This is a genomic window from Idiomarina sp. H2 (genome assembly GCF_004364275.1).
Classification (GTDB): domain Bacteria; phylum Pseudomonadota; class Gammaproteobacteria; order Enterobacterales; family Alteromonadaceae; genus Idiomarina; species Idiomarina loihiensis.
This window is the reverse complement of record NZ_SNZY01000006.1, coordinates 143829-170750: the sequence shown is the minus strand read 5'-3', so window position 1 is coordinate 170750 and position 26922 is coordinate 143829. Positions and strand designations below refer to the sequence as shown.

The 26922-nt window shown below is 46.6% G+C and carries 19 protein-coding genes; 13 read left to right on the top strand and 6 right to left on the bottom strand.

What is annotated here, in order from left to right; translation table 11 throughout:
- Positions 1 to 109 precede the first annotated feature (109 nt).
- The 13 genes from DET62_RS09725 to DET62_RS09665 all read left to right on the top strand — a co-directional run bounded on the left by DET62_RS09725 (position 110) and on the right by DET62_RS09665 (position 21803).
- Positions 110 to 667: a hypothetical protein gene (locus DET62_RS09725; RefSeq protein ID WP_133660291.1), complete on the top strand. Its 558-nt coding sequence runs from the start codon at positions 110 to 112 to the stop codon at positions 665 to 667.
- Positions 657 to 2999: a hypothetical protein gene (locus DET62_RS09720; protein ID WP_110013757.1), complete on the top strand. Its 2343-nt coding sequence runs from the start codon at positions 657 to 659 to the stop codon at positions 2997 to 2999. Before DET62_RS09725 ends, DET62_RS09720 begins: the two co-directional genes overlap by 11 nt.
- Positions 2996 to 5953, top strand: a complete 2958-nt coding sequence (locus tag DET62_RS09715) for a tyrosine-type recombinase/integrase (RefSeq protein ID WP_166635831.1) — start codon at positions 2996 to 2998, stop codon at positions 5951 to 5953. Before DET62_RS09720 ends, DET62_RS09715 begins: the two co-directional genes overlap by 4 nt.
- On the top strand, positions 5950 to 7182 hold the full coding sequence (locus tag DET62_RS09710; RefSeq protein ID WP_110013755.1) for a hypothetical protein: 1233 nt from the start codon (positions 5950 to 5952) through the stop codon (positions 7180 to 7182). The genes DET62_RS09715 and DET62_RS09710 overlap by 4 nt, the downstream gene beginning before the upstream one ends.
- 124 nt (positions 7183 to 7306) lie before the next feature.
- Entirely contained in the window at positions 7307 to 8458 is a 1152-nt protein-coding gene (locus tag DET62_RS09705; protein ID WP_110013754.1) for a site-specific integrase, read from the top strand.
- Positions 8459 to 8716: 258 nt separating this feature from the next.
- The gene (locus tag DET62_RS09700) at positions 8717 to 11314 is read left to right on the top strand and encodes an SLBB domain-containing protein (protein ID WP_243734985.1); all 2598 of its coding nucleotides are present in this window, start codon (positions 8717 to 8719) and stop codon (positions 11312 to 11314) included.
- Positions 11315 to 11441: 127 nt separating this feature from the next.
- Positions 11442 to 11750, top strand: coding sequence for a hypothetical protein (locus tag DET62_RS09695; RefSeq protein WP_110013753.1), 309 nt, complete (start codon positions 11442 to 11444; stop codon positions 11748 to 11750).
- 140 nt (positions 11751 to 11890) lie between these two features.
- The gene (locus tag DET62_RS09690; protein ID WP_110013752.1) at positions 11891 to 12574 is read left to right on the top strand and encodes a YjbF family lipoprotein; all 684 of its coding nucleotides are present in this window, start codon (positions 11891 to 11893) and stop codon (positions 12572 to 12574) included.
- Positions 12575 to 12582: 8 nt separating this feature from the next.
- Positions 12583 to 15450, top strand: a complete 2868-nt coding sequence (locus tag DET62_RS09685) for a YjbH domain-containing protein (protein WP_110013787.1) — start codon at positions 12583 to 12585, stop codon at positions 15448 to 15450.
- A 45-nt stretch (positions 15451 to 15495) separates the two neighbouring features.
- The gene (locus DET62_RS09680) at positions 15496 to 17400 is read left to right on the top strand and encodes a nucleoside-diphosphate sugar epimerase/dehydratase (protein ID WP_110013751.1); all 1905 of its coding nucleotides are present in this window, start codon (positions 15496 to 15498) and stop codon (positions 17398 to 17400) included.
- Positions 17401 to 17419: 19 nt separating this feature from the next.
- Complete coding sequence (gene pgi, locus DET62_RS09675; RefSeq protein ID WP_110013750.1) at positions 17420 to 18889, top strand: glucose-6-phosphate isomerase; 1470 nt, start codon at positions 17420 to 17422, stop codon at positions 18887 to 18889.
- A gap of 124 nt (positions 18890 to 19013) precedes the next feature.
- Positions 19014 to 21284: a S8 family serine peptidase gene (locus DET62_RS09670; RefSeq protein ID WP_110013749.1), complete on the top strand. Its 2271-nt coding sequence runs from the start codon at positions 19014 to 19016 to the stop codon at positions 21282 to 21284.
- Between the two features lie 24 nt (positions 21285 to 21308).
- The gene (locus tag DET62_RS09665) at positions 21309 to 21803 is read left to right on the top strand and encodes a hypothetical protein (protein WP_110013748.1); all 495 of its coding nucleotides are present in this window, start codon (positions 21309 to 21311) and stop codon (positions 21801 to 21803) included.
- A 117-nt stretch (positions 21804 to 21920) separates the two neighbouring features.
- Here the strand turns inward: DET62_RS09665 and DET62_RS09660 are convergent, their stop codons facing one another.
- The 6 genes from DET62_RS09660 to DET62_RS09635 are packed head-to-tail and all read right to left on the bottom strand — an operon-like array spanning position 21921 to position 26780.
- The gene (locus DET62_RS09660) at positions 21921 to 23270 is read right to left on the bottom strand and encodes a tetratricopeptide repeat protein (RefSeq protein ID WP_110013747.1); all 1350 of its coding nucleotides are present in this window, start codon (positions 23268 to 23270) and stop codon (positions 21921 to 21923) included.
- Between the two features lies 1 nt (position 23271).
- Positions 23272 to 23913, bottom strand: a complete 642-nt coding sequence (locus DET62_RS09655; protein WP_110013746.1) for an energy transducer TonB — start codon at positions 23911 to 23913, stop codon at positions 23272 to 23274.
- Position 23914: 1 nt separating this feature from the next.
- Complete coding sequence (locus tag DET62_RS09650; RefSeq protein ID WP_110013786.1) at positions 23915 to 24319, bottom strand: biopolymer transporter ExbD; 405 nt, start codon at positions 24317 to 24319, stop codon at positions 23915 to 23917.
- Entirely contained in the window at positions 24303 to 24707 is a 405-nt protein-coding gene (locus tag DET62_RS09645) for a MotA/TolQ/ExbB proton channel family protein (protein WP_110013745.1), read from the bottom strand. The genes DET62_RS09650 and DET62_RS09645 overlap by 17 nt, the downstream gene beginning before the upstream one ends.
- 4 nt (positions 24708 to 24711) lie before the next feature.
- On the bottom strand, positions 24712 to 26016 hold the full coding sequence (locus DET62_RS09640; protein WP_110013744.1) for a MotA/TolQ/ExbB proton channel family protein: 1305 nt from the start codon (positions 26014 to 26016) through the stop codon (positions 24712 to 24714).
- Positions 26013 to 26780: a DUF3450 family protein gene (locus DET62_RS09635; protein WP_110013743.1), complete on the bottom strand. Its 768-nt coding sequence runs from the start codon at positions 26778 to 26780 to the stop codon at positions 26013 to 26015. The genes DET62_RS09640 and DET62_RS09635 overlap by 4 nt, the downstream gene beginning before the upstream one ends.
- Positions 26781 to 26922: the final 142 nt, after the last annotated feature.

Below are 26922 nucleotides of genomic sequence, written 5' to 3'. Positions count from 1 at the left end.
GGTCGGCTAATTTAGCCAGACCTACGGACTTCAAAAAGCTCAAAAAAGCGATAAGCTCGTTTCAAATGCAGTTAAAAAAACGGTTGCTATGAGACAAAAACGCTTGAAATTGAGTGAGATAACATTTGACGTACGAAAATTTAATTTAGAAGCGGTCGCGCGCGTTGAGCGCTTTATTGACGAAATAGTTGAGCGTGACTTATTAGAGCGCATTTGTAAGTCACTGCATTGCGTTCGAGTCGCGAGGCTAGGTACAAAATATATTGCGCTCGATGACGTCTTGTTACTTCGCGAGCTCAGCCTGCGTTTTCATGACTTAAAACTGAAATTTGCAGTCATCAACTTTGATGACGAGCACGAATTTAATAAAGTGCTGATTGACAGTACGGTAACGCAACACCTCAGCGTTACAAGTTCATTCGAACTTTATGCTCATCAGAAGTTTGGAGTTAAGCAATTTAAAGTAGCGGCCTTACTCCGTCTTAATCGCTTGTCTTATGTATTTGGAGTAAGTACTGACGCGATAACGACAGCAATTAAAAAGATGCGATTCCAAGGCGGAAAACTGACGGTATCGAAAAATCAGGCGAGGCCGCCGCGAGCAAGTTTAAAAAACGCACTTGAGGCAAACGAAATCTTTGGCAGTGAGTTGTTTGATGATGAGTAATGTCGACGATAGCCTGCTTGAGGAGATGATTGCGCACTTTCACTACCCTGCCGACAGTATCGGCGAGCACGCCGCAAAACTAAGCCTCTTCTGTCGCTATTTTATCGACGTCAATTTAAGTTTAAGCGCATACCAGATGAATCGTTATCGCGTATTTATTGGCCGACTCGATGCAGAGAAACGAACGAGCGCTGTTATGCAAAACATCCGACGCAAAGACTTGCACTCGCAGCTGCAGGAGCATCCGTTTTTCTCGACGATGTCGTTATTGCCTGATGCGTCGGAGCAATACGCTGAGTCACAACGCTCAGAGCTTCTTTATATCTTACTCGCGCATTTATGCAGTGCGCGCGGCTTTAACGACTACGCGGCATGTTTGCAGTTTTATAATGCGTTTTTAAAAGTCGACTCGTCTGAATGCTGTCGTGTTGATGAGTTAAAAGCGCGAGGTATCACGGCACAATTTGCACTCGATAGTACATTGTCCGAACTGCGCCGCGACCTACGTCAAGTTGCGTTGAAAAATGACAATAAAACGTTAGACAAGGTCGCGCGCTATTTTCAGCCGCCACAGCAGCGGCGGATCGATTTAGCCGCGCTTTGTAAGAATAGCATCATCGATACGACGAACAAGCATACCTTCGCAGAGGTCCGCATGGATGAGGCTGATATTGCGTTAATGCAAACGACAAACCAAGCGGGTGAGGAAGTCGGGCGCTTTACTCAAGTGACGCCGCATCTTGAGCGCACGCAATCACAACGAAAGCGGTCTTATCAGACTCAACAGTCGGCTATTAGCAATGCGCTGAGAAAGCATGAATTAGCACTTCCTTTCTCGTTTTCGAGTGCAACCGTGGGCGAGCTGCGCACAGCGCTAGAATACATCAGTCAAAGCTTTATTTGTGGCGAACTAGAAGACGTGAACTTGCGAGAAGCAAGTATTCTTTTGCGCCTCATGCTCAAAATGTTGACGTTATCCGATGTCGATACGTTTTATTTGCAAAACGTCAGTGCGGGAAGCTCGAGTAAAAAACATGCTGATACGCGTGAAATGAAGGTGCTGCGTTACGATCTCGACGGAGCGCGAAAACATGTATTCGCGCAGCTGATATTGCCTGCCAAACTCATTGATACGAGCCCCCCCGCGGATGATTATCTATACGAAGAGAGCTGTAAAAATTTAAAGGTAAAGCTGCCAAACCCTCTTGGTAGCTTATTAAATATCGTGTTGCGAAATAAAAGCAACTCACCCGAGCGTAATGACGCTGAGCTTAGTAACGTACTGTTTGTCGATGAAAAAAGCTATCGCGGTTTCATTAATCATGTACTTAACGAGACCGGACTGAAAAAAAGAGGCGTCACCCGACGCGCATTTGAAACAACATTTTTTCAGTTTGCACGAGAGCAAGCCCCCGAAACGTTTCTTAACTTCTTAAAAAATCAGAGTACGGTGCAAAGTCACTATATCAACGTGACGAACGAGGAGCTCGAGGTAACGCTGTTAAGCGCTTGGGATAATTTTGTCGACAACGTAGGTATACGTATTGATAGCAAGGATACACACGAAAATAAATCTGACTCAGGTTTGTCTGACTTTGCCGATAACGAACGACAAGGCTCCGATCGCTCGATAAAAGATGACGCGTTAACACTTTTATACGAGCAGTTAATTAACACACTGTCACAGCAAATTGATGATAGAGCGACTGTTGACGCATTCAATAATGTCGCGCTTTATTGCTATATGCGAATCGCGACAACTGTGGCGCTAAGACCGGTATCAAAGCCGTTTCCGGCACGCCATCACTTTGACAAAACGAGCGGATTATTAAGCGTTCGAGATAAACGCGTTCATCATAAAGATGAGCGGCGCCTTATTGTGCTCAACGATGTATTGTGTCAGTTACTTTGTGCAACCAGCACATTATGCGACACGCTGTCTGCTCGCCTGGCGATAGAGCGGCCGACGGCTTTAGTAATGTTATTGTCGGTTGACAAGTCAGGCACATGTCGCTGGGAGCATTTATCAAAAACGCGCGTTGATGCACAAATTAAAACGCTTATTGATGATGAGCTATCGGCGCAGGCGTTTCGCCATGTTGCGGCTAATGCGTTTCTTAATTCATCGCTCGATGACTTCTCTCAAACATCGCTGAACGGCTTTATGAATCACTCGCGCGTCGGTGCCGGTTTGTTGTCGAATTACAGTCTATTTGATATCCGCCATATCGCCGCACAGCAAAGGGCGCGTATGCAACCGGCCGGTGAACAAATAGCAGCAAACGATGCATGCGTTCTCGATATGATAAATTGGTTGGGAAGTGCACTATGAGCGATTTTACTCAAACAGATATCGCCCGTGCGCTAATCAGCGCTCATAAGCTTGTGCGCAATGAAGTCGACGTTGTTTTTGCGGTATTAAATAAGCATTGTCGCGACGCGCTTAATGCAGATAAACAGGTTGCAGAAAACTATCTACAACGCCGTGCGCTGAGTGTTTATCAACATGCCACTACCAACGAGTTGCTTGAAGCGCTGTGGCTGAGTATGCGTGCGCTTTATCTCTTTAAAAGCGAACATCAGGCGTTAATTCAGCCCGTTGAATTTCGACCCTTAAAGCAACAAGAAACGCTCATTAATGAGCATAACCCTGTCTTTTTGCTCCAATCGTTACTCGAGCGAAAGCTTGACGACGCAATCGCCTCATTATCGTTTTTTCAATTTAGCGACACGCAGCGCTATTTGTTACACGCCTTATCCATTGCCAAGCGTTCGCATATCACCGATAGCAAAACGTTATTGTCGGTGCTTGAGGCTAAGCAGAGAGATTTATTGTGTTTCAGCGATTTACACAGAGCATCGGTACTGATAGAAACGTCGCGTCGCCAGCGCGTGTGGTTAGACGCGGAAGCTTTGTTGCACCTGCGCCGAGCTCAGGCGATCCAGGCTTCAAAAAAGCAACTTTTAAACAAGGCATTTGAGCAGTGGTGGCAAAAGATAAGAGCGACAGAGCCGGCGATGGCGTCTACCGCGCTGTCGTTTAATGATGCGCTATTGGCACTTAACTTTCAGACAACGCCGATCGCTGAAATATCGCTATCAACTGTTACCACAGTATTGTCTGATGAGTCGCTGATTTTGGCGCTATCAGGTCAAATTAATGAGGAGGAAAGCGAGGCTCAAACGCATCATGTCAGTCGTAAACGACAACGCAAGACAGCGATTGCAGCGTTGACGGGTGACACATACGATAAAAAAACATTTGGTGTTGATTCCGGGCTGAGACTAGCATTTTCGCCTGAGCACCGCGCCGGGAATGTCGATAGGCAGTTGATTGATGCACTGCGTCGCATTTTATCCACGTACGAAGAGCAAGTGTACATACCTGGCAGAAGCGGCAAAGCGCTGAAGAGGGCGCGCTCTGCGATAGAGCAACTGCTTTTCAACACATTGGGTGAAGATGCGGAGCAAGCTCCATCGGTATTAGCGCAATTATTAGCACTTTTTTGCGCTGACTTGTTTCTCTTTGGCAGCGCGAGCAAAAAGCGACTAAAAGCAAGCTCGATACGAAGCTATCTGTCGACACTCAGCGTGTTTTTGGTTGAAACGTTGAGCGATGAGGAATTAGTTGTTGATGCCCAGTCTAATGTTGATGCGCTCTATGAGCTTACGCATCGTTTAGCTGATGCCATTTCTGATCTTGAAGCTACTGATAAGCAGAGCACGGTGCTGCGATTTTTGCAGTATGCTCATGAAATATCAGAGCTTCGATTGTATGACTTTGATGAGCTTGAGCTTGCTGGTGTAACGGTAGAGAGTGTCAGAGCGCACTTCATTCCAGCGCAACTATTCGATTCGACGTGTCATGCGTTTCATGCGATGCGCTCAAGCGCGCGTGAACAAACAGCTTTAATGATGCAACTTTGCTATTACGCTGGATTAAGACGCAACGAAGCGTTACTACTTGCCGTTGATGATATCAATGTCGAGAGCGATGTGCTTTATGTGACAAAGTTTGCTGGTCGAAAAACGGCCAATGCGCCACGTAAAATTTCTCTGGCGTTATTACCGCAGTCGTTTTATCTGTCGCTTTTGAATTACGTTGAGATGCGCTCTAAAACCCATGATCGACTGTTTGATGCGCAAACCGTGCAAGTGCATGAGCGCGAGTTTATGGCGCTTTTGCGTGAGCAAACTCAAATCCCCGATCTGGTTGTTCATTCGCTACGTCACTGCGCGGCTAATAATTTATTGCTTGTTTTAGCGCAAGGTGCGTTTCCGTCCATCCAGGCTGCCATTGGTCGATATTTTTTGACACAACAGAATTCAGGTGAAAGTCTAACCAAAGAGCCGCACGAACTTTTCTCATCTAAGCAGTTAGAGCGTATTCACCAGGCTTTGTCAGCGGAAGGGAGAGCGCTTAATAGTTACTTTCCGATCCTTGACTTTTTAGCGATGATGTTAGGGCACGCGACGCCAGCAACCTCAGCAGCAAGCTACCTCCACTTTTTTGACCTGGTGACATTTGAATTAAGCTCTATGCGCGCCTCACCGCTTAACAAAAGCGTATTGCATAATCTGTTGCCGCAGACGAACGCGCGCTTCGAGACGAGCAAGCGCGTGTTTACGAGTAACCACGCAGAAAAAGCGCTATTCAAAACAGCGGCTTTTGGCTTAGCGGATGCGAGAAAACTCAAGACGCAGGTGCAACCGTCAGCTCAGCCTGTTGATACGGTTATCACGTTCAGTGATTTCATTGATGCGCTTTATGATTACCAGTATCGCCCCTTAAGTCATTTATCCATAAGTAAGCACGTACAACGCTATTTCGAAGGGTTAACTGAGCTTCCCAATGTACAGTTTTTACAGCAATTATCGCCGAGAGCTTTCCCGACCTGGATCCGTTTTCAAGAGCGAATGACAGCGCAGCGTTGGCTGTCGGTTGAGCAAAATGCAATCAGCACGTTGAAAAGGTGTTTAAAAAAAGAGACGGTCAGCAATAAGCGCGATGCTGAGCAGATACTTCGTGCATTTAGAATCTTGGGCTTAGGGGATTGCATCATGGAGCTGAATTGTGATGATGGCTCGTGGAGATCACTTATTGAAAGAGTTGATTATCAAGTCAGGATCAAAGAAACAGAGCAAAAGAAGGAGGCGTCACGAGTTGAAATGCGGATAAAACCGTACCGTTTACGCTGGCCGCTATGGGATAAACTACCGAACCTCTTATGCTCTTTAGAGCTCTATGCGGCGTTTCGACAAGTTGATGAAGAGACGGAGAAATGAAGTTAACGATACACAACGATAACTTAGTGCAATCAATAGAGCTTATGATGAAGCTCTCTGAAAAAACGAGTAACAATATTGATGTCGACCACTCGGCCGTCATGGAAGTCGACCTTTTGCAGAATTGTCTTGTTATCGCTACGCCTCCCGGATTGAAAAAAGGTTTCTCTGAAGTTAAGCGCACCATTCTTTACAAAGAGGAAGCAAAGAGCGCATTACTTAAAATCGATTTGGCAGCCATACAGCGCTTTAGCGCACAGCTAAAGAAGTTACCGTATCTAGAGCTCGAGGTTGACTTAGAAAATGAGCAGCTGGTGCTCTCTGGTGCAACTCATTTGTCAGAAACGCTCATGCAACGGGGGCTTTTTGAAGATGAAACCATGCATAGTGAGCAGGTCGTTTATCGTATGAGCGCTCAGGAGATTGAGCGTAACGTGCGGATGGAAGCAGTCGGGGTGAGAGATGATTATCAGTTCTCTTATCAGATTGATCACAAAGACATTATGTTGTTCGAGCGAACGTTAAAATTAACGCGCAATTCTACCGGCGGAAATTCTGTCGTCGCTAATATATCTTTGTTTCCGCGAGGGATAGCGTTGCTCGTCAAAGGAAAAGAGTTTCAAGTGCTCGCACGCGCATTTGCTGCTGAGTCGCACGACAATGTCAATAAAGAGCCACTCCGGCTCACGGTGACGCGGGATAAACTTGGGCTTCTGAATCATGCGCTGTTGATTGTTGCTCGTCAGAGAAATAGTGGTATCCGCTTCTCTCGCTCGCAGATTGTCGTCTATTCAGACTCAATGGAGTTTAGGATTGATTTGGGGGAGGCAGATAGGAAATTAACACCGCTGAGGCTTTTAAAGCAAGACGGTAAGATCGTGGTAATGGCGAACAAGTTAATTCATGCCTTAAAAGAAATTGATGTTGCTTCTCAAAAGTACCCACTGAATTTGAGGTTAACTGGAGAGCCGGTACTGGAAGTATCGTTAGCAAACAAATCTCGCTATGCAGCTCACCGGGTCGCATTGAAAGTTGATGATGCTGCCGCATTTACTCATAAAACGATAGAGGTCAGTCGCGCGTTGATGTTTCGAGCAACCGAATTATTTGCCGACGAGGATCTGTTAATGACCTTCGAGAAAGAACGAGAGGCGATCACGATAGAGTTTTCATCGAAGCAATCAAAAAGCACTGTGTTGTTAGATGCTCGACTGATCAGCCCTTCTTAATAAGCTTAACTAATAAACAATCTATGTGCTCAATGGTTCAATAAGGCTTTGTTCGAAATTTGACCTTCCCTCAAAACGCTGTATATTTGTACAGTATTGACTGATATATGAAGGAAGCCTGGCCATGATTCACTTGCGCACACGCCATGACAATATTCTCGAATATGATATTTGCTGCTTTGGCACGCGATTTCGAGAGTCATCACGACTGATCGCAACGCCTGCGAATCAGAAAAAGCTGGAAAAGCACGTAAAACAGATGAATGCGGAGTTGGCCTTGGGGGTTTTTGATTATGCAGAGCATTTCCCTGAGTCAAAGAAGTTAGAAAAATATGCCCGGCTGAGACGCGCAAAACAACCCGATCAGGTGGCGCCATTATTTTCTGATTACGCGCAGCAGTGGTTCGAGCGAAAGCGTCACGAGTGGAAAGTCAGTTACTGTGAAAGCTTGGAGTCGACGTTATCCCGCTACCTTTTACCGGAATTCGGTAACACCATTGTCAGTGACATTACGTTAGCTCAGGTACAGCGGTTTAGAAGTAAGTTGTGTGAGCGTATTAATAATGAAGGTGGCCGATGTTTGTCTAATAAACGAATAAATATCATTCTTGTCCCACTGATCAGTTTACTCTACTTGGCATCTGAAGAATGGGACTTCGAGTATCCGCTAAAAAAACTTAAGCCGCTGAGAGAGGAGCCAAGCGATCCGCGGCCAATGACCCAACAACAAGTAAAGTCGTTTCTGAGCGCAGTCCCCCAAAATTGGCACGACTATTTTTTGGTTCGTTTTCATACAGGAATGCGAAGCTGTGAAATCCATGGGTTGCAGCTGGAAAATATCGACTTTGAGCATCATTTGATTCACATTCGGTTCAATTATGTGCGGGGCCGGTTAACTGACGTAAAAACACCAAAGTCCCGCCGAGATATTGTAATGACACCAACGGTTGCCGCGGCACTTAAACGAACAATGAATAGTAGAGCCCCACAAGGAAATTTTGTTTTTAATTCCAAAGGAGGCAAACCAGTAACAATGTATGAAGTGTCCAATAAGGTATGGTACCCGACACTTGAAAAAATAGGCATTGCTCCACGGACGCCCTATGTTACTAGGCATACAGCCGCGGTGTTGCACTTGGCGGCTCATGAAAATCCGCTATTCGTTTCCCGACTGTTAGGACACAGTTCAACTCGCATGCTTTATGATGTCTATGCGCCTTACGTGGTGGATGCGGTACGGAATGATGGGAGTGCCTTTGAGCGGTTAATGCAATGAATATTAAGAGAGTTGTGAAACACAATATGTAACAGAGTTGCGGCTGGTAACTCTATCGTCTCTGGAGGACAAGCTTTAGCGTCTTATTGTAAAAGACTACCGTAGCTTTTTTGTTAGTTAACTTATAAAATGCTGCGATTATTGAAGTGTTTAAAAAACGCATAAAGGGGAAATACTTTGGTCTCGTTGAAATCTTTCTTGTCTGGTTCGGCATTATACTGTGCGGTACTGCTATTGGTTGCTTCAACTTTTGGAGTAATGAATTCGGCTAGCGCGCAGTCTATGCCAAGTCAGAGCCAAATAGAGCAATTTAAAAAGCTCCCCCGGGCCCAGCAAGAAGCTTTGGCACGTCAGTATGGTGTTGACCCTGGCCTGTTGAATGGTTCGACTAATAGTTCATCGAGTTCGTCACAGCAAAGTGAACAAGAGCCGGTAGTCACTCCGCGCCAAAACAGTAACGGTTCAGAAAGTAACGAGGAGCAGGCACGGGAGAGGACTAAAAGAAAAGAGGAACCTAAGCCTTTTGGTTATGATTTGTTCGCCGGGGAGCCTCAAACCTTTGCGCCTACCTCGTATGCACCCGTTCCTTCAAATTATATTATGGGAGTGGGAGATACCGTAAAAGTACAGCTTTTTGGTAAGGAAAGTCGGAGCTATGAGCTAACAATTGATCGTGAAGGGAAAGTATTTTTGCCTGGTGTTGGAGAACTGACATTAAACGGACTGAATTACAGTTTAATGAAGGAATTGATTCAGAGTCAGGTAAAAGAGCGCATGATTGGAATTAATGTTGCCGTCTCGATGGGTAGTTTGCGATCGATTCAGGTGTTCATAGCGGGCGAAGCGTATAAGCCTGGTTCCTATACGGTCAGTTCATTATCGACAATCAGTCAGGCACTTTATGTTGCAGGTGGTGTGTCTGATATTGCTTCATTACGATCTATTCGATTAATGCGAGCGGGTGAAGTGATTGCTGAATTTGATTTATACAATCTCCTTCTAGAGGGTGATGCGTCGGGCGATACTTTGTTACAAAGCGGCGATGTGGTCTTCATTCCACCCCGGGGCGAGATGGTGACGGTGAAAGGGGAAGTAAAGCGGCCAGCTTTATATGAGTTAAAAGGTGACGAAACAATACATGATGCTTTGCGTTTTTCTGGCGGAGCTGGGGAAGATGCGTATTTGTCTGTTGCGCAGTTACAACGAATTACTAATGGTAAACGTCTAATCAAATCGATTGACTTAACCTCTGATAAGCAATTGAGTCAGCCCCTTAAAGGCGGTGATGTGCTGACTTTAAGACAAGTATCGGATTCACTTGATAACAGTTTATTGCTTGTTGGGGCGGTGTCGCGCCCAGGTTATTATGAGTGGGAAGAAGGCTTACGCATAAACGATGTTTTGCGTGATAGTCGCTACGCACTGCTCGACCAGGCTGATTTAGACTACGGTTTAGTGGTGCGAGAAACCGGACCGAAAAGGGACATTAGCCTTTATCAATTTAACGTAGCTGAAGCGATAAGTGGGGATGCAGAAGAAAATCTTGTTCTGCATGAACGCGATCAGATTGTTATTTTTAGCCGCTATCAGACGAAACAAGAGGAAGCACAGCAACTTTCTCGTTTTGCAATGAGCAAACGGGAGAGGGCCATTGAAGAGCAAAAGCTGAAAAGTGCTAATGTAAAAACACCGGATACCGGTGAAGTAAAAGAAGCCACGGCTCTTTTTGGTACGCCCGATAGGGATGACACTAAGATATCAGAAGCGAATTTAGCGGCGTACTCCCGAGAGAAGCTTTTAGAGCCAATTATGCTTCGTCTTCGGCAGCAAAGTTCGACTTCTGCAAGTGCTCCTTTGGTTTATGTCGCCGGAGAAGTGAATTATCCGGGCGTCTATCCGTTAGTTGAGAATGCCAGTGTTAGTCGGCTTTTAGAAGCCGGAGGCGGTGTGAAAGATTCCGCGTATCTGGCTCGTGCCGAGGTGACTCGATTCAGCTTTGGTGATGGCTCGGGTCAAACCGAGTATTTAACGGTAGCGTTGAAAGATGTACTGAATGGTGAAACTGATGTACCAATTCAGGGCCGTGACAGGCTGAACGTATTGAGTATCCCTGAATGGCAAAATACTTATGAGGTGACGTTGCGTGGTGAAGTCCGGTTCCCCGGTACTTACGCCATTAAGCGTGGTGAAACGTTAACGCAGCTAATTGAGCGTGCCGGTGGCTTTACCGAGCATGCCTTTATAGACGGCGCCATTTTTACTCGTCAAGAACTTCGAAAGCGGGAAGAAGAACGCAAGCGTATATTGGCTCAAGAACTACAAAAGGAAGTAGCCGGTAATATGATGACAGGAACCGGTGATAGCCGCGTGTCCTACAGTGAAATGCGAACGCTTTTGTCTGACTTGTTATCGGCAAAGCCGGTTGGCCGGCTGATTATGGACTTGCCCAAGTTACTCAGTAGCAATGGTGCTAATGATGTGCAGTTAAAAGACGGGGATACGCTGCATGTACCCTCTAACACTGATTCGGTTAGCATTATGGGTGAAGTGCAAATGGCAACTTCATATCGTTTCGACCCTGAAGTGAGCGTTGGTGAATACATTGAACGCAGCGGCGGTACGAAAGAAAAAGCCGACGAAGAACGTATTTATATTGTTAAAGCGAACGGTGCCATTGAACCTTATGAGAGCGGTAGCAGCTGGTTTAGCTTTAGTAGTAATAGCCAATTAGGGCCGGGTGACACCATTATTGTGCCCATGGATACAACCTACACTGAGAACTTAGAGTTGTGGTCACAGGTTACTGGCATTGTTTATAATTCGGCTATAGCCATTGCGGCAATAAACGGGCTTTGACTGTAAAGCTATATAAATGCTATTTGCATTTTAAGGTGTAGCGGCATAATATGAAGCTTGCTGTTAACTGGAATGTTTTCAGTCTCAGCGATACATGTATCTATATCTCTGGAGTGAGGTGAATATTATGAAAACTTTAGCATTATCAGTTATTGCTGCGTTAGGTTTAGCGACCGCACCAGCAATGGCACAGCAAGAAGGTTCGACCGGTGCAGCCGGCGCATCTGCTTCAACTGCCGGTATTGGTGGTTTGTCTACTCAGGCATTAGTTTTTGCAGGTGTTGCAGGGGCAGCAACTGTGGCAGCGGTTTCTGACAGCTCTTCTAATTCAATTATTGATGACGAAGATCCTGAAAACCCAGAAGAGCCAGGTACAACAGTAACCGTTACTGGTACTGGTACAAATACTTACACAATTACTGTTCCTGTTCAGTAATTGTTTGCGGTTTAGTGTAAGTTGGTGAAGCGCTTCGCTGAACTTACTGAAAAGAAACTGTGATAAAATACCGCCGTAGGGCGGTATTTTTTTGTCCGGTGAACTTTACTTTTGACTTAAGCTGAATAAGAGACTCGTTCATGTTAATTCGCTATTGCCTGCTCGCTTTGTTTGGGGTTGTTACCTACGGATGCACCGCCGTTACCGACGAGGTTCGCGAAACGGTTGAATACGCTTTTAAAACACAGCAGGACGCTGAGCTTTCTTCTGAAGAAATAGAAAAATTTCCTTATACCTCGCTTTACGCACAGTGGGAAGAAAAGTCACGCACTTTAATAGTGCTGGGTTTTATAGATAAACCGAACGACAGGCACTTTATTACAGCCGAGAAAGAGACGTTAGTTATACGTAACGGACGTATTATTCGAACTCAGAATTTAAACGGTGACTTACTAGCCGCTTCAAATCTAGAGCAAGACCCGTTGCAATGCATTGTAAATCAACCTAATGATTGCAAGAGCCGCTGGCAGCGTAACTACGACTACCAAATGCAGGAACGAACATTTAGCCGTACTGTTGTATCTCAGTTTTCGGTTGTGGAAGAGCAAACTCTGGAAATGCCTTTTGGTAAAGTGAACGCCACTTTAGTGCAAGAGAAAGGCCGCTTTGAGCTTAGCGGTGAAACCTTTACAAATCGTTTTTGGATTGAAAGCGACGGGCATGTGGTAAAAAGTGAGCAACAGCTATTTCCCGGTGAAACTTCTCTTACCTTAACTCAAGTGACCTGGATAGGTCGTGATTATTCTAATAAAGCAGCGAAATGAGTCCGTTCATGAAAAAAACATTGTTACTTCTCCTCCTGTTAGCCGCGTTTTCAATTTCTGCTTTTCCGGCAATCGGCGAAACTCAGAAAATTGCGTTTGACGGACCGGTGCGTCTGCAGCAGGCGTTATCAGCAATGGAAGAGCGGGGGGAGTTAGAAAACATTTATTGGCCAACAGCTCGTTTGGTCAAGGTTGATGAACAAAAAACGGTAGATGAAAAAAAGCGAAAAGTGCTGGCAGAGTTAGCCGAGTTGGAAAACTACTGGCGTAACCGCAGAGAAACGAATAAAGCCGACTCCGCTGCTATAGTGGCTCGTCAGATAAAAGCTTGGCACTTAGGCAAGCAACTGGTAGGCGAAATAAGTATTGAGGGCGCGCGTCAGCAGCTAACTGATAACCCGTTGTTGCCGAAAGGCCGGTACGAGTTGGTAGTAAGCGCTAGGCCAAATTTTGTTTATGCCTATGGTTTGTTTTCTGAGCCGGGACGATATGAGTTTCACTCAGGTAAAACCGTGGCTCATTGGATAAACAGTATTGAAGCAGAAGCTCAATTACTGGCCGCTTATAATAAAACTAAAGCGATAAAAGTGTCGGTTTCGGGTGAAACTGAGAGTAACTGGGGTTACTTTAAACAGGATGATACAGAGCTTTTACCGGGCAATATTTTATGGTTAGGTTTTGAGCAAAATCAGCTGCCGCCCAAGTTTAAGAATTTGAACAGTAATATTAGGGAGCTTTTAAAGCATTTTGTTGCGGATGAGTCTGTCAGAAGTAAAACGAATACGCCTTTATATACACTGAGTGATGCACCGACACCTAAAAACCATTGGTCGCGTATGGATTTATCGCCTAGCTATAATAATTATGGCTCTGTAGGTTTAATGCAAAATCCAACTGCGCGTATGGCGAAAGAGGGTGAGTTAGCGATCACTTATTCTGATATGGACGAGTACCGACGTTACACAGTCAACTTGCAACTCTTACCCTGGCTTGAAGCCACCGCATTCTATACACGATTCCCTAACCGTCTATACAGCCAGGTTCCAGGGTTTAGCGGTGACTCAATATTGACCGACAAAGGCTTTGATGTAAAAGCCCGCTTATGGCAAGAAAGTTACTGGTTACCTGAAGTGAGTGTGGGCTTACGAGACTTAGCGGGCACGGGGCTTTTTGATGCCGAGTATATTGTGGGCAGTAAACGTTTTGGTCCAGTCGATATTAGCTTAGGCGTCGGTTTTGGACGTTTAGGGACGTACGATGATGTGTCTAACCCTTTTTGCGAGATATCTGACGAGTACTGCGATAGAAAAACAGGATTTAGCGGAAAAGGGGGGGAGCTGGAATACGACCAGTGGTTTACCGGGCCCATGGCGTTGTTTGGTGGTGTTGAATACCAAACTCCCTGGGAGCCTTTAACATTAAAAGCTGAGTATGAAGGCAATGACTATAGCCGTGACAATGCCGGTGTGCCTATTGTTGCAGACAGCCGCTGGAACTTTGGAGCGAACTACCAGGTCACGGATTACTTCGACGTACAGCTCAGTTACGAGCGTGGCGATACGCTCATGTTTAACTTTAGTTTGCGCACCAACTTTAATGAGCTAAATCAGGTGAAAACCACTCCGCCTAAAACCCAGCCGCAGAAGCCAAACGCTAATAAGCTGAAGGATGTTGACTGGATAGCTATGCGGAGCGAAATGATTAAACAGGGTGCGTTTAGTGGCGCTCGTTTTGCCGCAACCGATGATGAAGTGACTATGTACGCGTATCATCGTCGTTTCCGGAACAGTGACGAGGCCTTCGACCGTGCTGCGCGTATTATGGCAGCAGAGCTTCCTGAGTCAGTAAAAACTTACAATATGGTTGATCAAGCGCTGTTTAATCCGAGTGTGAATACGCAGGTTAATGCCGAAGAATTTAAACGGCGAATTCGAAACGAAGAGCCGGGTAAGGGCGTTGATGAAACCAAGGAGCTTTTCACGCGCTTGGATCCGGAAGAGCCACCGGTTAAAGACAGTGACGAGTGGAAACTTAACCCTGACTATCGTTTCAGTAACAGTTACGGGCTAAAACCCTTCTTCAAACAAGACTTCGGCAGCCCCGAAAACTTTCAGACGTATCAGTTGGGTGTCTTTGCTTTTGGGCGCCGTTGGTTAGCGGAAAACTTAGAAGTGTTTGGTGAAGTTGGCTTTAACGTGGCAAATAACTACGACGAGTTTAACTTCCTGGGTGGTGGGCCGTCTGAATTACCCGAAGTGCGCACTCAAGTAAGACGTTACATTAAAAATGATATTTGGTTAGACTCTGCGCAGGCTACTTACCATAAACGGCTTGGTGAGGACTGGTTTGCGATGGCTTATGCTGGGTATTTAGAGCGCATGTTTGGTGGCGTTGGGGCTGAGGTTCTATATCGGCCGATAGACAGCCCATGGGCTTTTGGTGCGCATATTAACCGAGTGCGACAACGGAACTATACTGGCGGTAGTGGCTTCTTAGATTACGAGGTAACTACGGGGTTTGTTAGTGCCTATTATCAAATGCCGTGGTTGTCAGATACCTTATTACAACTCGACGTTGGTCAGTTCCTGGCCGGTGACCAAGGCGTTAATGTGACGATGCAGAAGCGCTTTGATAGCGGTGTCATTGCCGGTGCATTTGCCGCCTTTACGGATGTGTCGGCCGAAGAGTATGGCGAAGGAAGCTTTACCAAAGGCTTTTTCATTAGTATTCCGTTTGACCTGATGAGCGTAAGACATACTCGTGAGCGTATTGGCTTTACCTGGGTGCCGCTGTCTCGTAACGGCGGTCAACAGTTGCAACGCAGAGCGCGTTTGTACGATTATACAGACGACAGAGCGCCGTTTTATAACCGTTAAAACAGTCTGAAAAGGATGTAGACATTGAAACTTTTTAAGCTACTAATGCAGCTGCCTCGCAACGTTAAGCGAGGCATTGGCCTAATTATGGATATAGGCTCAATAACTGTGGCTATGGTTTTAGCGTACTTACTAAGCTTTGATGCCATAATGCCATTGCGCTGGTCGCAATGGATTATTCTTGGCGGTGTAATTTTAGGGATTACGCTAATTGCTTTTATTCGTTTTGGTTTGTACCGGGCGGTAGTGCGTTATGTTGGCTTTAAAGTATTAAGCCTGGTGTTTTTTACCGTTATACTCAGTGGCGCACTGCTGGCGGTTGGTGCCTTGTTAATGGGTATTTCTTTGCCCGTGTCTGCTGTTGTGAATTATGTGCTTATTGCCTTTTTACTGACCGGTGGCAGCCGGCTGGTGGTCCGCGAGGGGTATCAGCGGGTAATGAGTCGGCAGAAGGACCGAGTCATAATTTATGGCGCAGGCTCTGCCGGACGGCAGTTGGCGCAAGCGATATCTAATGGCGATGAGTTTCACCCGGTGCTGTTTGTTGATGACGACAGCGGTTTACAGAACACCTCGGTGTTGGGGTTAAAAGTGATACCGCCGGAGAATATTGACAAGGCGATTCACGAACTTGGCGTTCAACGCATTTTACTCGCTTTGCCCAGCACGCTGCGCTCGCGTCGCCGTCAAATTCTGGATGCTCTGGAAGCCCTACCGGTAAAAGTGCAAACCGTGCCGGGCATGGCCGATATGGTGAACGGCGACTTGTCGATTGACCAGTTACAGGACGTTAGGGTAGAAGATTTGCTCGGTCGGGACCCGGTAAGCCCTGAGCCGCAGTTAATGGAAAAACACATTACCGGACAAACCATACTGGTTACCGGGGCGGGTGGCTCTATTGGCTCTGAGCTTTGCAGGCAAATACTTAAGCAGCGACCTAAGGCGTTGGTATTGTATGAGTTGTCTGAATTTGCTTTATACGCTATTGAGCGCGAGTTAACGCAAATTTGCCAGCAACAGGGCATTGGTGCTGAGATCATTCCAGTGATAGGCACAGTACAGCGGCGCAACCGCATTGAAACCGTGCTGAAGGCTTTTACCGTGGACACTGTATACCATGCGGCGGCTTATAAGCATGTGCCTTTAGTTGAGTACAACATGGTTGAAGGCGTGCGCAACAATGTATTTGGTACCTGGCATACGGCGGAAGCAGCTATCTCGGCTGGTGTTAAGCAGTTTGTGTTAATTTCCACCGATAAAGCCGTGCGGCCCACTAATGTCATGGGTACCACCAAGCGCTTGTCAGAATTAGTATTGCAGGGGCTGGCACAACGCCAACGCGAAACGCGCTTTTCTATGGTGCGTTTTGGTAATGTATTGGGCTCGTCGGGCTCCGTGGTGCCGTTGTTTAAAGAGCAAATTGAACACGGCGGGCCGGTCACCGTAACGCACCCCGATATTACCCGCTTTTTTATGACCATACCCGAGGCTGCGCAGCTCGTGATACAGGCTGGCACCATGGGACATTCCGGCTCGGTGTTTGTGCTGGATATGGGTGACTCGGTTAAAATTGTCGATTTAGCTCGTAAAATGATCCGCTTGTCTGGCCTCGAAGAGCGTACCGAGAAGAACCCGCATGGTGACATTGCCATAGAGTTTAGTGGTTTGCGCCCGGGTGAAAAGCTATACGAAGAACTGCTAATTGGCGACAATGTGGAAGCCAGTGACCACTCGCGTATATTGCGTGCCAATGAGCAGTCGCTAAGTTGGGACGAAATGGAGAAACTGCTGGGACTGTTGGATGACGCCTGTCAGCGGTTTGCGATAGACGAGCTGCGTCAATTATTGCTGGACGCCCCAACCGGCTACGCACCAGCTGACAACCAGATTTGTGATGTTATTTGGAATAAACACCGCACCTGTAGTGAAGACGAAACCGATGTTGCCTGACGTATAAAAGGACGAAATAATGATTAAAAACGGACCTTACTTAGCTTTAGATATCAGCTACCAGAAGCTGTCAGTGGACGAACTACTCGAAACCGCGGGCAAACGCTTGCCAGAACACTTCGATCATTATCGTCAGCAATTGTGCCGCGGAGAATACCGCAACGTAAGCGAAGACCGCCCGGTAACTCACGTACTCAGCCGTTCTGTGCATGCGGTGGCTAAACAAAGCAACCGCAAAACCCGCTTTGTGGATACCGTGCAAAAGTTGCGCTCTGGCCGCTGGCTGGGCAGTACCGGAAAACCTATTACCGATGTGGTGAATATTGGTGTGGGCGGATCTGATCTGGGGCCTCAGATGGGCGCGTTTGCCTTGCGTGAATTTGCGGATGACGCTCCAGTGCATGATTTGCAGGTGCATTTCGTGTCTTCAATGGATGGCGGGCAGTTGTATGCCGTATTGCCTATTGTTGACCCCGAAACCACTTTATTTATTATTTCATCGAAGTCATTTGGCACCGTAGATACCTTCGCTAATGTTGATACTGTGCGTAAATGGATTGAACCCCACATAACCCAGGGCCAGTGGTTGGAAAACCACGTGATAGGGGTGTCGGCCAACGTACAGGGAATGGCTGACTACGGTATACCACCGGCGCAGCAGTTTACTTTTGGCGAAGGCGTCGGCGGGCGTTTTTCGTTGTGGTCGGCTTTAGGTTTGAGCATAGCGTTAACCACCGGTATTCGGCCGTTTGAGCGTATGCTGGAAGGCGCAAAAGCCATGGACGAGCATTTTTTAGACGCGCCGTTGGATGAAAACCTACCAGTTTTGTTGGCTTTGTATGGTGTGTATAACCGTGAGCAACTGGGCATTAATAACTTAGCCATTCTGCCCTACGACGGCCGTTTGCGTATGTTGCCGAACTATCTGCAACAGCTGGATATGGAAAGTAATGGTAAGCAGTACACTGCCGATAACAAAGCTATTGATTACCCCACCGGCCCTATTATTTGGGGCGGTTTTGGTCCTAACGGGCAACATGCGTTCTTCCAGCATTTGCATCAGGGTTATGACCAGTTTACGGCGGACTTTGTGACGGTACTGAAACGCGAAGCTCCGGGCTTTTCAGAAGTCACTCGCAATGGTTTGGCCGAGCAACAGCGCCTGGCTGTCGCTAATTGCCTGGCGCACCGCCGCTTAATGCGGGAGGGCAGTGCGAATGCCGATTCCCCTAGTGACCACTATCCGGGCGGACACCCGTCCAACCTACTGATAATGGACGAACTGACCCCCGAGAGTTTCGGTGCCTTAATAGCCGCCTACGAACACAAAGTGTTCACCCAGGGCGTTATTTGGGGCCTGAACAGCTTTGACCAGCCCGGCGTAGAAAAAGGCAAGAAAATTGCCATGGACGTGCTAAGTGTACTGGACGGCGAAAGCGACGAGTCCTTTGACCAAAGCACCGACGCCATTATTCAGCGCATGCGGTGATGAGGTGATTGTTGTTTTTTAATTAAACCTCCGTTAAAAATTGGTTAATTTTTTTATTTACAAAATGTCAACAGTCTCGTTATAGTGTTGTTCCTTCAAGGGGAACAATAATAACGAGGTAAAAATGCCAATTAAACAATTTAAACTAACGGCATTATCAGCTGCTGTTGTCATGGGGTTAGCAGCCTGTGGTGGCAGTGATGATAATTATGCACCAACAGTTTCGGCGGAAGTTGCTGGCGAGGGTATGCAATGGATGGGAGTTCAGGGTCAGGTTAATGCAACTGATCCTAATGGAGATTCACTGACTTATTCTGCTAGTGTTGTAACACCTGAAGGTGAAGATTCACCTCCAGGCACAGTAGAAATTAGCGATGATGGTAGTTTCGTCTATACGCCAATGCGTGCGGAGCCTGCGGTAATCGATATTACTGTAAGTGATGGAGAGCTAGAAACGTCGCAGCAAGTGACTGTTGAAAATGTTAACGGTGATCCTCTTGCTGACCAGCAATGGCATTTACGCAATACTGGACAAACCGCTTTTGCTATGGCCGATTCAGTATTTGAAGCTTGGCGTGAACTGCGTGTTGCTCAGGGCTGGACTGAAGAAGAAGCTGAAGCTGCATTCTTTTTTGATGAAAGTATTCTGGTTCCAGGCGAAGACTTGAACGTTATTGGTGCTTACCAAAAAGGTATTACCGGTGAAGGTTCCATTTCTGTTGTGGTCGATCAAGGGTTAGCAATTGACCATGAAGATCTACAAGAGAATGTTCTACCTGGTCGCTCTATTAACTTGATTCCTGGTGCTCGTGATCGCACTGACCCAACTGTATTGGGCGATGGCGGTGACCACGGAACATCGGTGTCCGGCCTGATTGCAGCAAAAGGCTGGAACGGCTTAGGTGGACGAGGTGTTTCTCCTAATGCCAGCTTAATTGGCATGAACTATCTAGGCGGAAGTGGTACACAGACTGATCGCAACTATATGATGGTTCACGGCATGGCGGGTTCAGGTATTAGCCCTAGCGAGAACATTGTTACGTTTAACCGTAGTTACGGCACGTCGGCACCAGTTCTATTCGCTACTGACGAAATTGACGAAGAAGTGATTAGCTACCCGGCTAAACAATTACGTAACGGTTTGGGGGCACTGAACATTAAATCGGCCGGTAACTCATTTAGCGGCGCTAATAGCTATCCGCAAGCTTCTCAGCTTTGTGCGGCACAGCAGGCCGGAGTGGTTGAAGGTATGGCTCGTGTGCTGAGTTGTTTAGATGGTAACTGGGATGTCGGAAACGCCAGCTTCTATACCATCTCAATTGGCGCAGTAAACACTGATGGTAAGCGCTCCAGCTACTCGACAGCAGGTTCTAACCTATTTGTTGCAGCTCCAGCTGGTGAGTATGGTGATACTGAACCGGCAATGGTAACTTCTGACCAGACAACTTGTACTCGTGGTTATGCTAGCTGGGCTGCTTATGACAGCTTTATGGCAACCAATGGTGCTTTCTTAGCTAATCTGGGCATTGATGCTTTCCACGAGCGCGTCTATCCGTTTAATAACCCAATGGGTGAATACAGTGAGAGTAACTTAAGCTGTAACTATACCAATACTTTCAACGGAACATCTTCTGCAGCACCGAATACTTCAGGTGTTGTTAACCTAATTGCCGAAGCGAATCCAGAATTAAGCTGGCGTGAAATTCGTCATATTCTGGCCGAAACGGCTACTCAGGTTGATCCTGATAATGCTCCAATTGAGCTGACTGTTGGCGATGGCACTTTCGTTGCGCATCAGGGGTGGGTAGAGAACGCCGCAGGCTACAGTTTTAACAACTTATATGGTTTTGGACGCCCTGACGCAGGTGCAGCTGTTGAACTTGCTATGTCAGATTCGGTCGAATTACCAGAGTTGATTGAAACAGAATGGTTAGAAACCGTCTTGACTACACCTGTTGCAGTGCCGGATAACAATGCCGAAGGTGTTTCAATTGAAATTACCGTTGAAGAAGACGTAGCTATTGAAGGCGTTCAATTTGGTTTGTCTGTGCGTAATCAGGCAATGGCTGATGCTTATGATGGTGTAATTTCAGGTACAACTGCTGGTTCAGATATCGCTATTGAAGTGACGTCTCCTGCAGGCACTAAGTCGGTGATTGCAACATCTCGTACTTCTTTAGGAGCGTACTTTGGTATAGGTTCACTTGGTGGTAATTTGGATCACATTTATCATCCTAGTAGCCCATTGCTGACAAACGCATTTTTAGGTGAATCATCTGCCGGAACCTGGACAGTTCGTGTTATTGATACGAATGGTCAAGATCGTGGCACGTACCTGAATAATACGGAAAACAGCCTTGTTGATCAGGTTAATGTCCGTTTGTTTGGTCATTAATAACAAGGCAAAGGAGAAGAAGTTATGAAATTAACAATGATGGCTTTAGCTGCATCAGGTTTATTGATGACAGGCTCTGTTGTCGCTCAGGATCAGGCTGTCGATGATCGTCTGAACAATGATAGCCAGAAGAGTGTAGTAAAAGCAGAGTCACCAAAAGAGGTGTCTGAAACACGTGCGTTTGGTACTTACCGTATGATGAAGTCAGACTTGGGCGGGGCGAAGGACGCTAAGCTTACTGGTGGTGTTCAGGTGTATAACGAAGTGACACGTAACGTTGCTACAATTAGTGGTAACTTGACGGTTTTGGCTGGTGAACAAGGTTTGGCTGCTGTAGCACAAGAATTTGGACTAGCAATTGTTAGTGAAGATTCTCGTGTTGGTATGGGCTTGCTGAAAGCACCTGAAGGAGCCGACTTAACTGCTTTAGTAGAGCAACTACGGGCAAGCGACTTAGTTCGCGCTGCTCGTATTGAGGTGGTTGAACCTCGCAACGAGTTGCACGTTATTAAACGTTAGTTCTTGTTGTAGTGAATAAAAACCGCATTTGGGTTTTGCCTGAATGCGGTTTTTTTGTTTTTGATGTAGCCTGATTTTTACGTCAGGAACACTATCTCACCTGACATAAATGTCAGGCTACAAAAGCCCCTCAAGCGTGCGAATGTTGTCCCTTAGTTCGGTGCGCCCTGGATTGTTGTTGTATATACGTTGCAACAGCTCAAGTGCTTTACGGTAATCTTTTTGGTCGATAGCAATTTGAGCAAGCCCCATATTGGCTTGCTCTTCGACTTCTTCAATAGAGCTTGCCCGTTGGTACAGGAGTTGCGCCTGGGTTAAATGCCCGCTTTCATAGTTGAGGTTTGCCAGCTGAATGAGTCCGGCGCCGTTGGCTGGGTCAACCTGCAGTAATTGTTTAAAGGTTTTTTCTGCTTGTTCAATATTGCCACGGCGTTGATGATATTCTGCGTTAAGGAATAAGACCTCGGCATGCTGGGTTGGCGACAAATTAGACTGATTAATGTTGTTATAAAGCTTTTCAAATAACTGCCATTGTTCGTTAGCGATTAGCTTCTGCGCGACTTTCTGTAATGTGGCAAGGTAGCGACTGTTGATATCGTCGTTATTAAAGTCTTCTGTATTTATTGTCTGCAAGATCTCTGCTGCGCGATGAAGACTGCCCGATTGGGCATGTAACGAGGCAAGTTGCAGTTGTCCTTTTAGATTATTGCTTTGCAGGTGTAGAGCAGACTCCAGGCTACTGATTGCTTTTTGATAGCGCTTTTGTTCCATTGCCAGTTGGGCTCGCTGTAACCATAATACTGCGTCATTAGGCTGTTGCTGCAACAGTTCTTCGACTAGTGCATTGGCGCGTGATGTCGCTCCGGATTGCACCAGTGCGTACAGCAAACCCTGCGACCACTGCTTATTGTCAGGCTCCAGCATCAGGGCTTTTTCATAAGCGCTAATGGCTGACATTGGAAGTGCTGTTTGCAAATTGATATAACCCAGCTGCCCGTACAGCTGAGCTGATATAGCACCCGTTTGTAGGGTTTTCACAAGGTAAGGCCGGGCTTTTTTAAGCTCCTGCTGGCTTAAATAGACCGTGGCTAAGTTCTGTAGCGCAGCCAAATTCTCCGGTTCTAAGGTCAACGAGGCTTTTAAGTCACTTTCCGCTTCCGAAAAGTTTTTTAGAGCCAGGTTAACCTGCCCTCGTAGACCTAACAGTAAAGCACTCTCGGCAATAGTTTCACGGTCAAGTTGATGCAATGCCTGCTGGTACTGCTGTTGCTCAATAACCGGCTGTAATTCAGTTAGTAGTTCACGTTCTTGTGTGGTTAAGGTTTTGCTTTCGCCATCCAACCTTTGCTGCAGAGTCAGTGCCCACTGTGGCGCGTCAATTATCGGGGCTAACTGTTCGGCCTTTACACCATTGTTAACACTTAGTAGAGCCACAAGCAGGAACGAGGCAAAGTAATGATATTTCATATTAAATTTCTACCTCCAGCGGCCAAATGAAGCGCGCTTTTACTGTTTTGCCATTTTTTTTCGGGGGTGTGAATTTCGCTTTTTTCACCATTTGTTCTATTGAAAAGCGCAGCTTTGGATCAGGGCTTTCAACTATGCGTAGTAAGGTCACCTTACCCTGACTGTTAATGGAGACTTCCAGGCGCAGCAATATAGTGTTGCCCAGCCGTCTTTTGAGGTCAGCTGGTACGTCTAATGAAACTGTGCTTAGCAGTTGTGGAACGCCATCCAGTTCGCTCAGGCTAAAACCTTGCCAGTTGATTTCCGGTAACTTAATGGGTTGCCTGCTAATATCTGGGTTGAGGTTATCCGGTGGAGTGAAATTGGCTAATGGCGTGTTCACCTGCGGAGTATATTCCAACGCCGGGCCGCTACCTGAAACATCCAGTTTCAGTTTTGACTGCTGTTCAGCCTGTTGCTGCTGAGCCGGTGGTGGCGGTGGCTCTATGGTGGCGCTGTCAATGGTACGTACTTCATAGCGTGGTGGGGAGTCGCTATTAAATGTGACTGCCACGCCCAATAATATGACCACAGCAGAAGTCAGTAAGACAGCAAGCAGCAGCGCTATGAATTTGTGTTGATGTGTTAAAAAAAATTGTCGCATATTAATTGATTGCGGTAGCAATACTGACACTGTCAGCGCCTGCTAATTTGACCTGATCGATAACATTAACCAGCAATTCAGCGGGCACGGTTTTGTCTGTTTGCAGAACCACCGGGCGGGACTGGTCACGTAGCAGTTGCTCAATGGTTGCGCGTACGCCGCTGACCCCAATGTTGTTGCCGTCGTAGATGATTTGACCACTGCGAGTAATGGCAATAAGAATAGAGGTACGCTCCAGTTCTTTTGCGGTGACTGATTCGGGCTTGTCGACATTGACGCCTGACTCGCGCACAAACACGGTAGAGACAATAAAGAAGATCAATAGAATAAAGACCACATCGAGCAGTGGAGACAGGTCGATACCGTTAATGGGCTCTTCGTTTTGTGTTTTAAGCTTGGTTAACAAACTCACCTAAGGACTCCATAGTTTTGCGCTCTATTTTTGCTTTTGTTGACCAAAGCAATAGCCAGCCGGGAATAGCCAGAGCAATGCCTAATAGCGTGGTCATGAGTGCCTGGCTGACACCATTGGTTACCGTGTAAGCTGTGGATGAAGAGTTTACTAAGGCTGAGAAACTGGTCTGCATGCCCATAATAGTGCCCAGTAAACCGATAAGTGGCAGTGCGGTGACAACAATAGCCGGCACAGTAGTGATTTTTGGCCGTTGCGTAAGTTGTTTAGATGGCGCTGAGAGACGGATATAAATGAGCCGCGCGTAACTGCTGAAGGCCAGTCCCAGCAGTAACCAGGATAACGGGTGAGCCAGTAGGTGTGAGTAAAATGAACCTGGCATGAGCTTAGGCACCTGCCTGCTGTTTTTTGTGTTGCTCCAGCGCCTCTACCGCGTATTGCTGAAGCTTTTCACTGTCGTTTTTCGCTTTGCGGGTGAGTACCGCACTTAATATAAGCGATGGAATAGCGACCACTAAACCAAGCTCGGTTGTGATAAGCGCCTGACCTATGCCTCCTGAAACCACTTGTGGCTCGCTGGTGCCGTAAGTGGCCATCATATTAAAGGTCGTGATCATTCCGGACACCGTGCCTAATAGCCCAAGTAACGGAGCAATGGTGGCGATGACCGTAACGACCGTTAACCCTTTATGAAGCCTAAAGCGCATCCACTGTATTTGCGCAACCAGTTTGTCTTCTTTTGCATCGAGCTCTAAATGACTTTCTATGATGCGCTCAAGTTGCTGTTGCATAGGATGCCTAACACGATTATCTATGGCAGGTACGCGATACAGCTGAACGGCTTTAGTAACAGCCATAATGAGCGAAACAAGTGCTGCTATGACAATGGGAATGATCCATAGACCCCCGTCGTTTAAATATTGCCACGGAGTTTTATCCGCCGACTGATTTTGCTGTGCTTTGCCTAAGGTCGGGTCAAAGGTAATTTGAGCGGAGCCTGAGTGACGGAGTTTCTGCAACTCTTTTGATTCACTCTCGCTGTAAGCGTACTCCAGTTCAACACCGTTTTCAGACGCAGAGCCCAGACCGGTAACAGCTTTGTCTGTTTTATCTGCGGCAATTAAACGAACAGGGCCTAACGCCAGAACCGGGCGCTCAAGCTGGCGGCCGTCGGGCATTATCGCCTTGCTTTCATGCCAATTGGGTTCTGCCGCTTCAAACAGTTTATTGACTTGCTGTTGCAGTAAATTAAGCTTGTCGCTCTGCGAAAGGTCACTAATTTCCTGATAACTTAATCCACTTTGTTGCAGCAATCGAGTAATGGCATTTTGTTGGTGATCCTGCTGTTGCTGCCACTGCTCAAGACGCTGCTCTAATGTTTGCAAAGACAATGTTTGTTCATCTTTAGAGCGCCTGGCGGTCGCTGTTTTTGAGCGTAAGTGAGAGACTTGTTGTTCAAGCTCGGTAATCTGAGTTGCCAGTTTTGAGCGTTTTTCTGTGATACGTTCTTGTGTCTGTTCAAGCCGCTGTTTTGCCTGTTCGATTTTTTTCAGTAAATACTCTTCGTTCAATTCTCCGCTTTGGCTGGCCGACGCTTGGGCACTGCTTAGTAATACCAACGCCACTATAAATAAGCTGCTGATGGCGTTGAAAAGACACGCTGAATAAGAATGTTTTATCACAGGCGTCATTGTGAGCCTCCTTGAGCGGATAACTCAACTGGCAGAGAAATATACTGAGGCAGCGCCTGGTTATTCAGAATTTTCAGAGCTTGCCGAACACTTTCGCCGTTCAGGTTAGGGTCGGCCTGCCATTGCCACTGACCGTTAACGACACGGCCGTAGCCAGCTGTTTGGTTATCTTTGCTGACAAACCAGGCGTAACTGAGCCCCAGGTACAGTTGATCGACCATTAGGGATTGCTGGTTTAGCTCAATAACTCCCTGGTGTTGGCCGACTCGTTGGTTAAATTGCTGCAGTTGTTCAATGCGTGAGAGCACGTATTGAAGTTTTGCGGTGTTAGAGGTTATGTCGTTACCAGAGGTATTCGTGCCTTGTTCGTTAGCCGCTATTGCTGGCGCGATTCTCGTTTGATGATGGTTCAATTGTGCAGCTAAACGGTTAATAGTGGTTTCTGTCTGCTTCTGTTGTTGCTCTAGTTGGTTTTGCTGTTGCAGGAGTTGTGAGCGTTTTTCGTCAACGGAATTTGTGCGCGTTTTTGTTTGTTTAAGAAACTCAGATAATTGATTTATTTCGGCATTCAACAAGCGGATGCGTTGCTCCAGTATTGGTCTGTCTGCTTGCCACCCTGCCTGCAAGGCGCGAGTCTGGTCTTCTACGGCCAACCACTGCGCTGTCAGTTTATCGGTTGTTTCAACCGTTTGCGCCTGGTTATTTGCGCTAAAAACGACGGCGATGAAGAGCAGTACGACACTGAAAAGTCTTAGCAGCAACATGAATACCTTTATCTACTGAGTTTACTGGCGGGTAGTTTAAGGGGAATAAGGTTTGATGTAAATGCGAATAATTAGCGTTTATTGACTGTTTGGGGTTTTCGTGGCAACCTTAAATGAGAATTATTCCAAAAACGTTTTTCAA

What these genes read in the sequence shown, in the direction of transcription:
- DET62_RS09720 (WP_110013757.1), top strand. Translation starts at nt 657, where the DNA reads ATGATGAGTAATGTCGACGATAGCCTGCTTGAGGAGATGATTGCGCAC.
- DET62_RS09715 (WP_166635831.1), top strand. Translation starts at nt 2,996, where the DNA reads ATGAGCGATTTTACTCAAACAGATATCGCCCGTGCGCTAATCAGCGCT.
- DET62_RS09710 (WP_110013755.1), top strand. Translation starts at nt 5,950, where the DNA reads ATGAAGTTAACGATACACAACGATAACTTAGTGCAATCAATAGAGCTT.
- DET62_RS09705 (WP_110013754.1), top strand. Translation starts at nt 7,307, where the DNA reads ATGATTCACTTGCGCACACGCCATGACAATATTCTCGAATATGATATT.
- DET62_RS09700 (WP_243734985.1), top strand. Translation starts at nt 8,717, where the DNA reads ATGAATTCGGCTAGCGCGCAGTCTATGCCAAGTCAGAGCCAAATAGAG.
- DET62_RS09695 (WP_110013753.1), top strand. Translation starts at nt 11,442, where the DNA reads ATGAAAACTTTAGCATTATCAGTTATTGCTGCGTTAGGTTTAGCGACC.
- DET62_RS09690 (WP_110013752.1), top strand. Translation starts at nt 11,891, where the DNA reads ATGTTAATTCGCTATTGCCTGCTCGCTTTGTTTGGGGTTGTTACCTAC.
- DET62_RS09685 (WP_110013787.1), top strand. Translation starts at nt 12,583, where the DNA reads ATGAAAAAAACATTGTTACTTCTCCTCCTGTTAGCCGCGTTTTCAATT.
- DET62_RS09680 (WP_110013751.1), top strand. Translation starts at nt 15,496, where the DNA reads ATGCAGCTGCCTCGCAACGTTAAGCGAGGCATTGGCCTAATTATGGAT.
- pgi (WP_110013750.1), top strand. Translation starts at nt 17,420, where the DNA reads ATGATTAAAAACGGACCTTACTTAGCTTTAGATATCAGCTACCAGAAG.
- DET62_RS09670 (WP_110013749.1), top strand. Translation starts at nt 19,014, where the DNA reads ATGCCAATTAAACAATTTAAACTAACGGCATTATCAGCTGCTGTTGTC.
- DET62_RS09665 (WP_110013748.1), top strand. Translation starts at nt 21,309, where the DNA reads ATGAAATTAACAATGATGGCTTTAGCTGCATCAGGTTTATTGATGACA.
- DET62_RS09660 (WP_110013747.1), bottom strand. Translation starts at nt 23,270, where the DNA reads ATGAAATATCATTACTTTGCCTCGTTCCTGCTTGTGGCTCTACTAAGT.
- DET62_RS09655 (WP_110013746.1), bottom strand. Translation starts at nt 23,913, where the DNA reads ATGCGACAATTTTTTTTAACACATCAACACAAATTCATAGCGCTGCTG.
- DET62_RS09645 (WP_110013745.1), bottom strand. Translation starts at nt 24,707, where the DNA reads ATGCCAGGTTCATTTTACTCACACCTACTGGCTCACCCGTTATCCTGG.
- DET62_RS09640 (WP_110013744.1), bottom strand. Translation starts at nt 26,016, where the DNA reads ATGACGCCTGTGATAAAACATTCTTATTCAGCGTGTCTTTTCAACGCC.
- DET62_RS09635 (WP_110013743.1), bottom strand. Translation starts at nt 26,780, where the DNA reads ATGTTGCTGCTAAGACTTTTCAGTGTCGTACTGCTCTTCATCGCCGTC.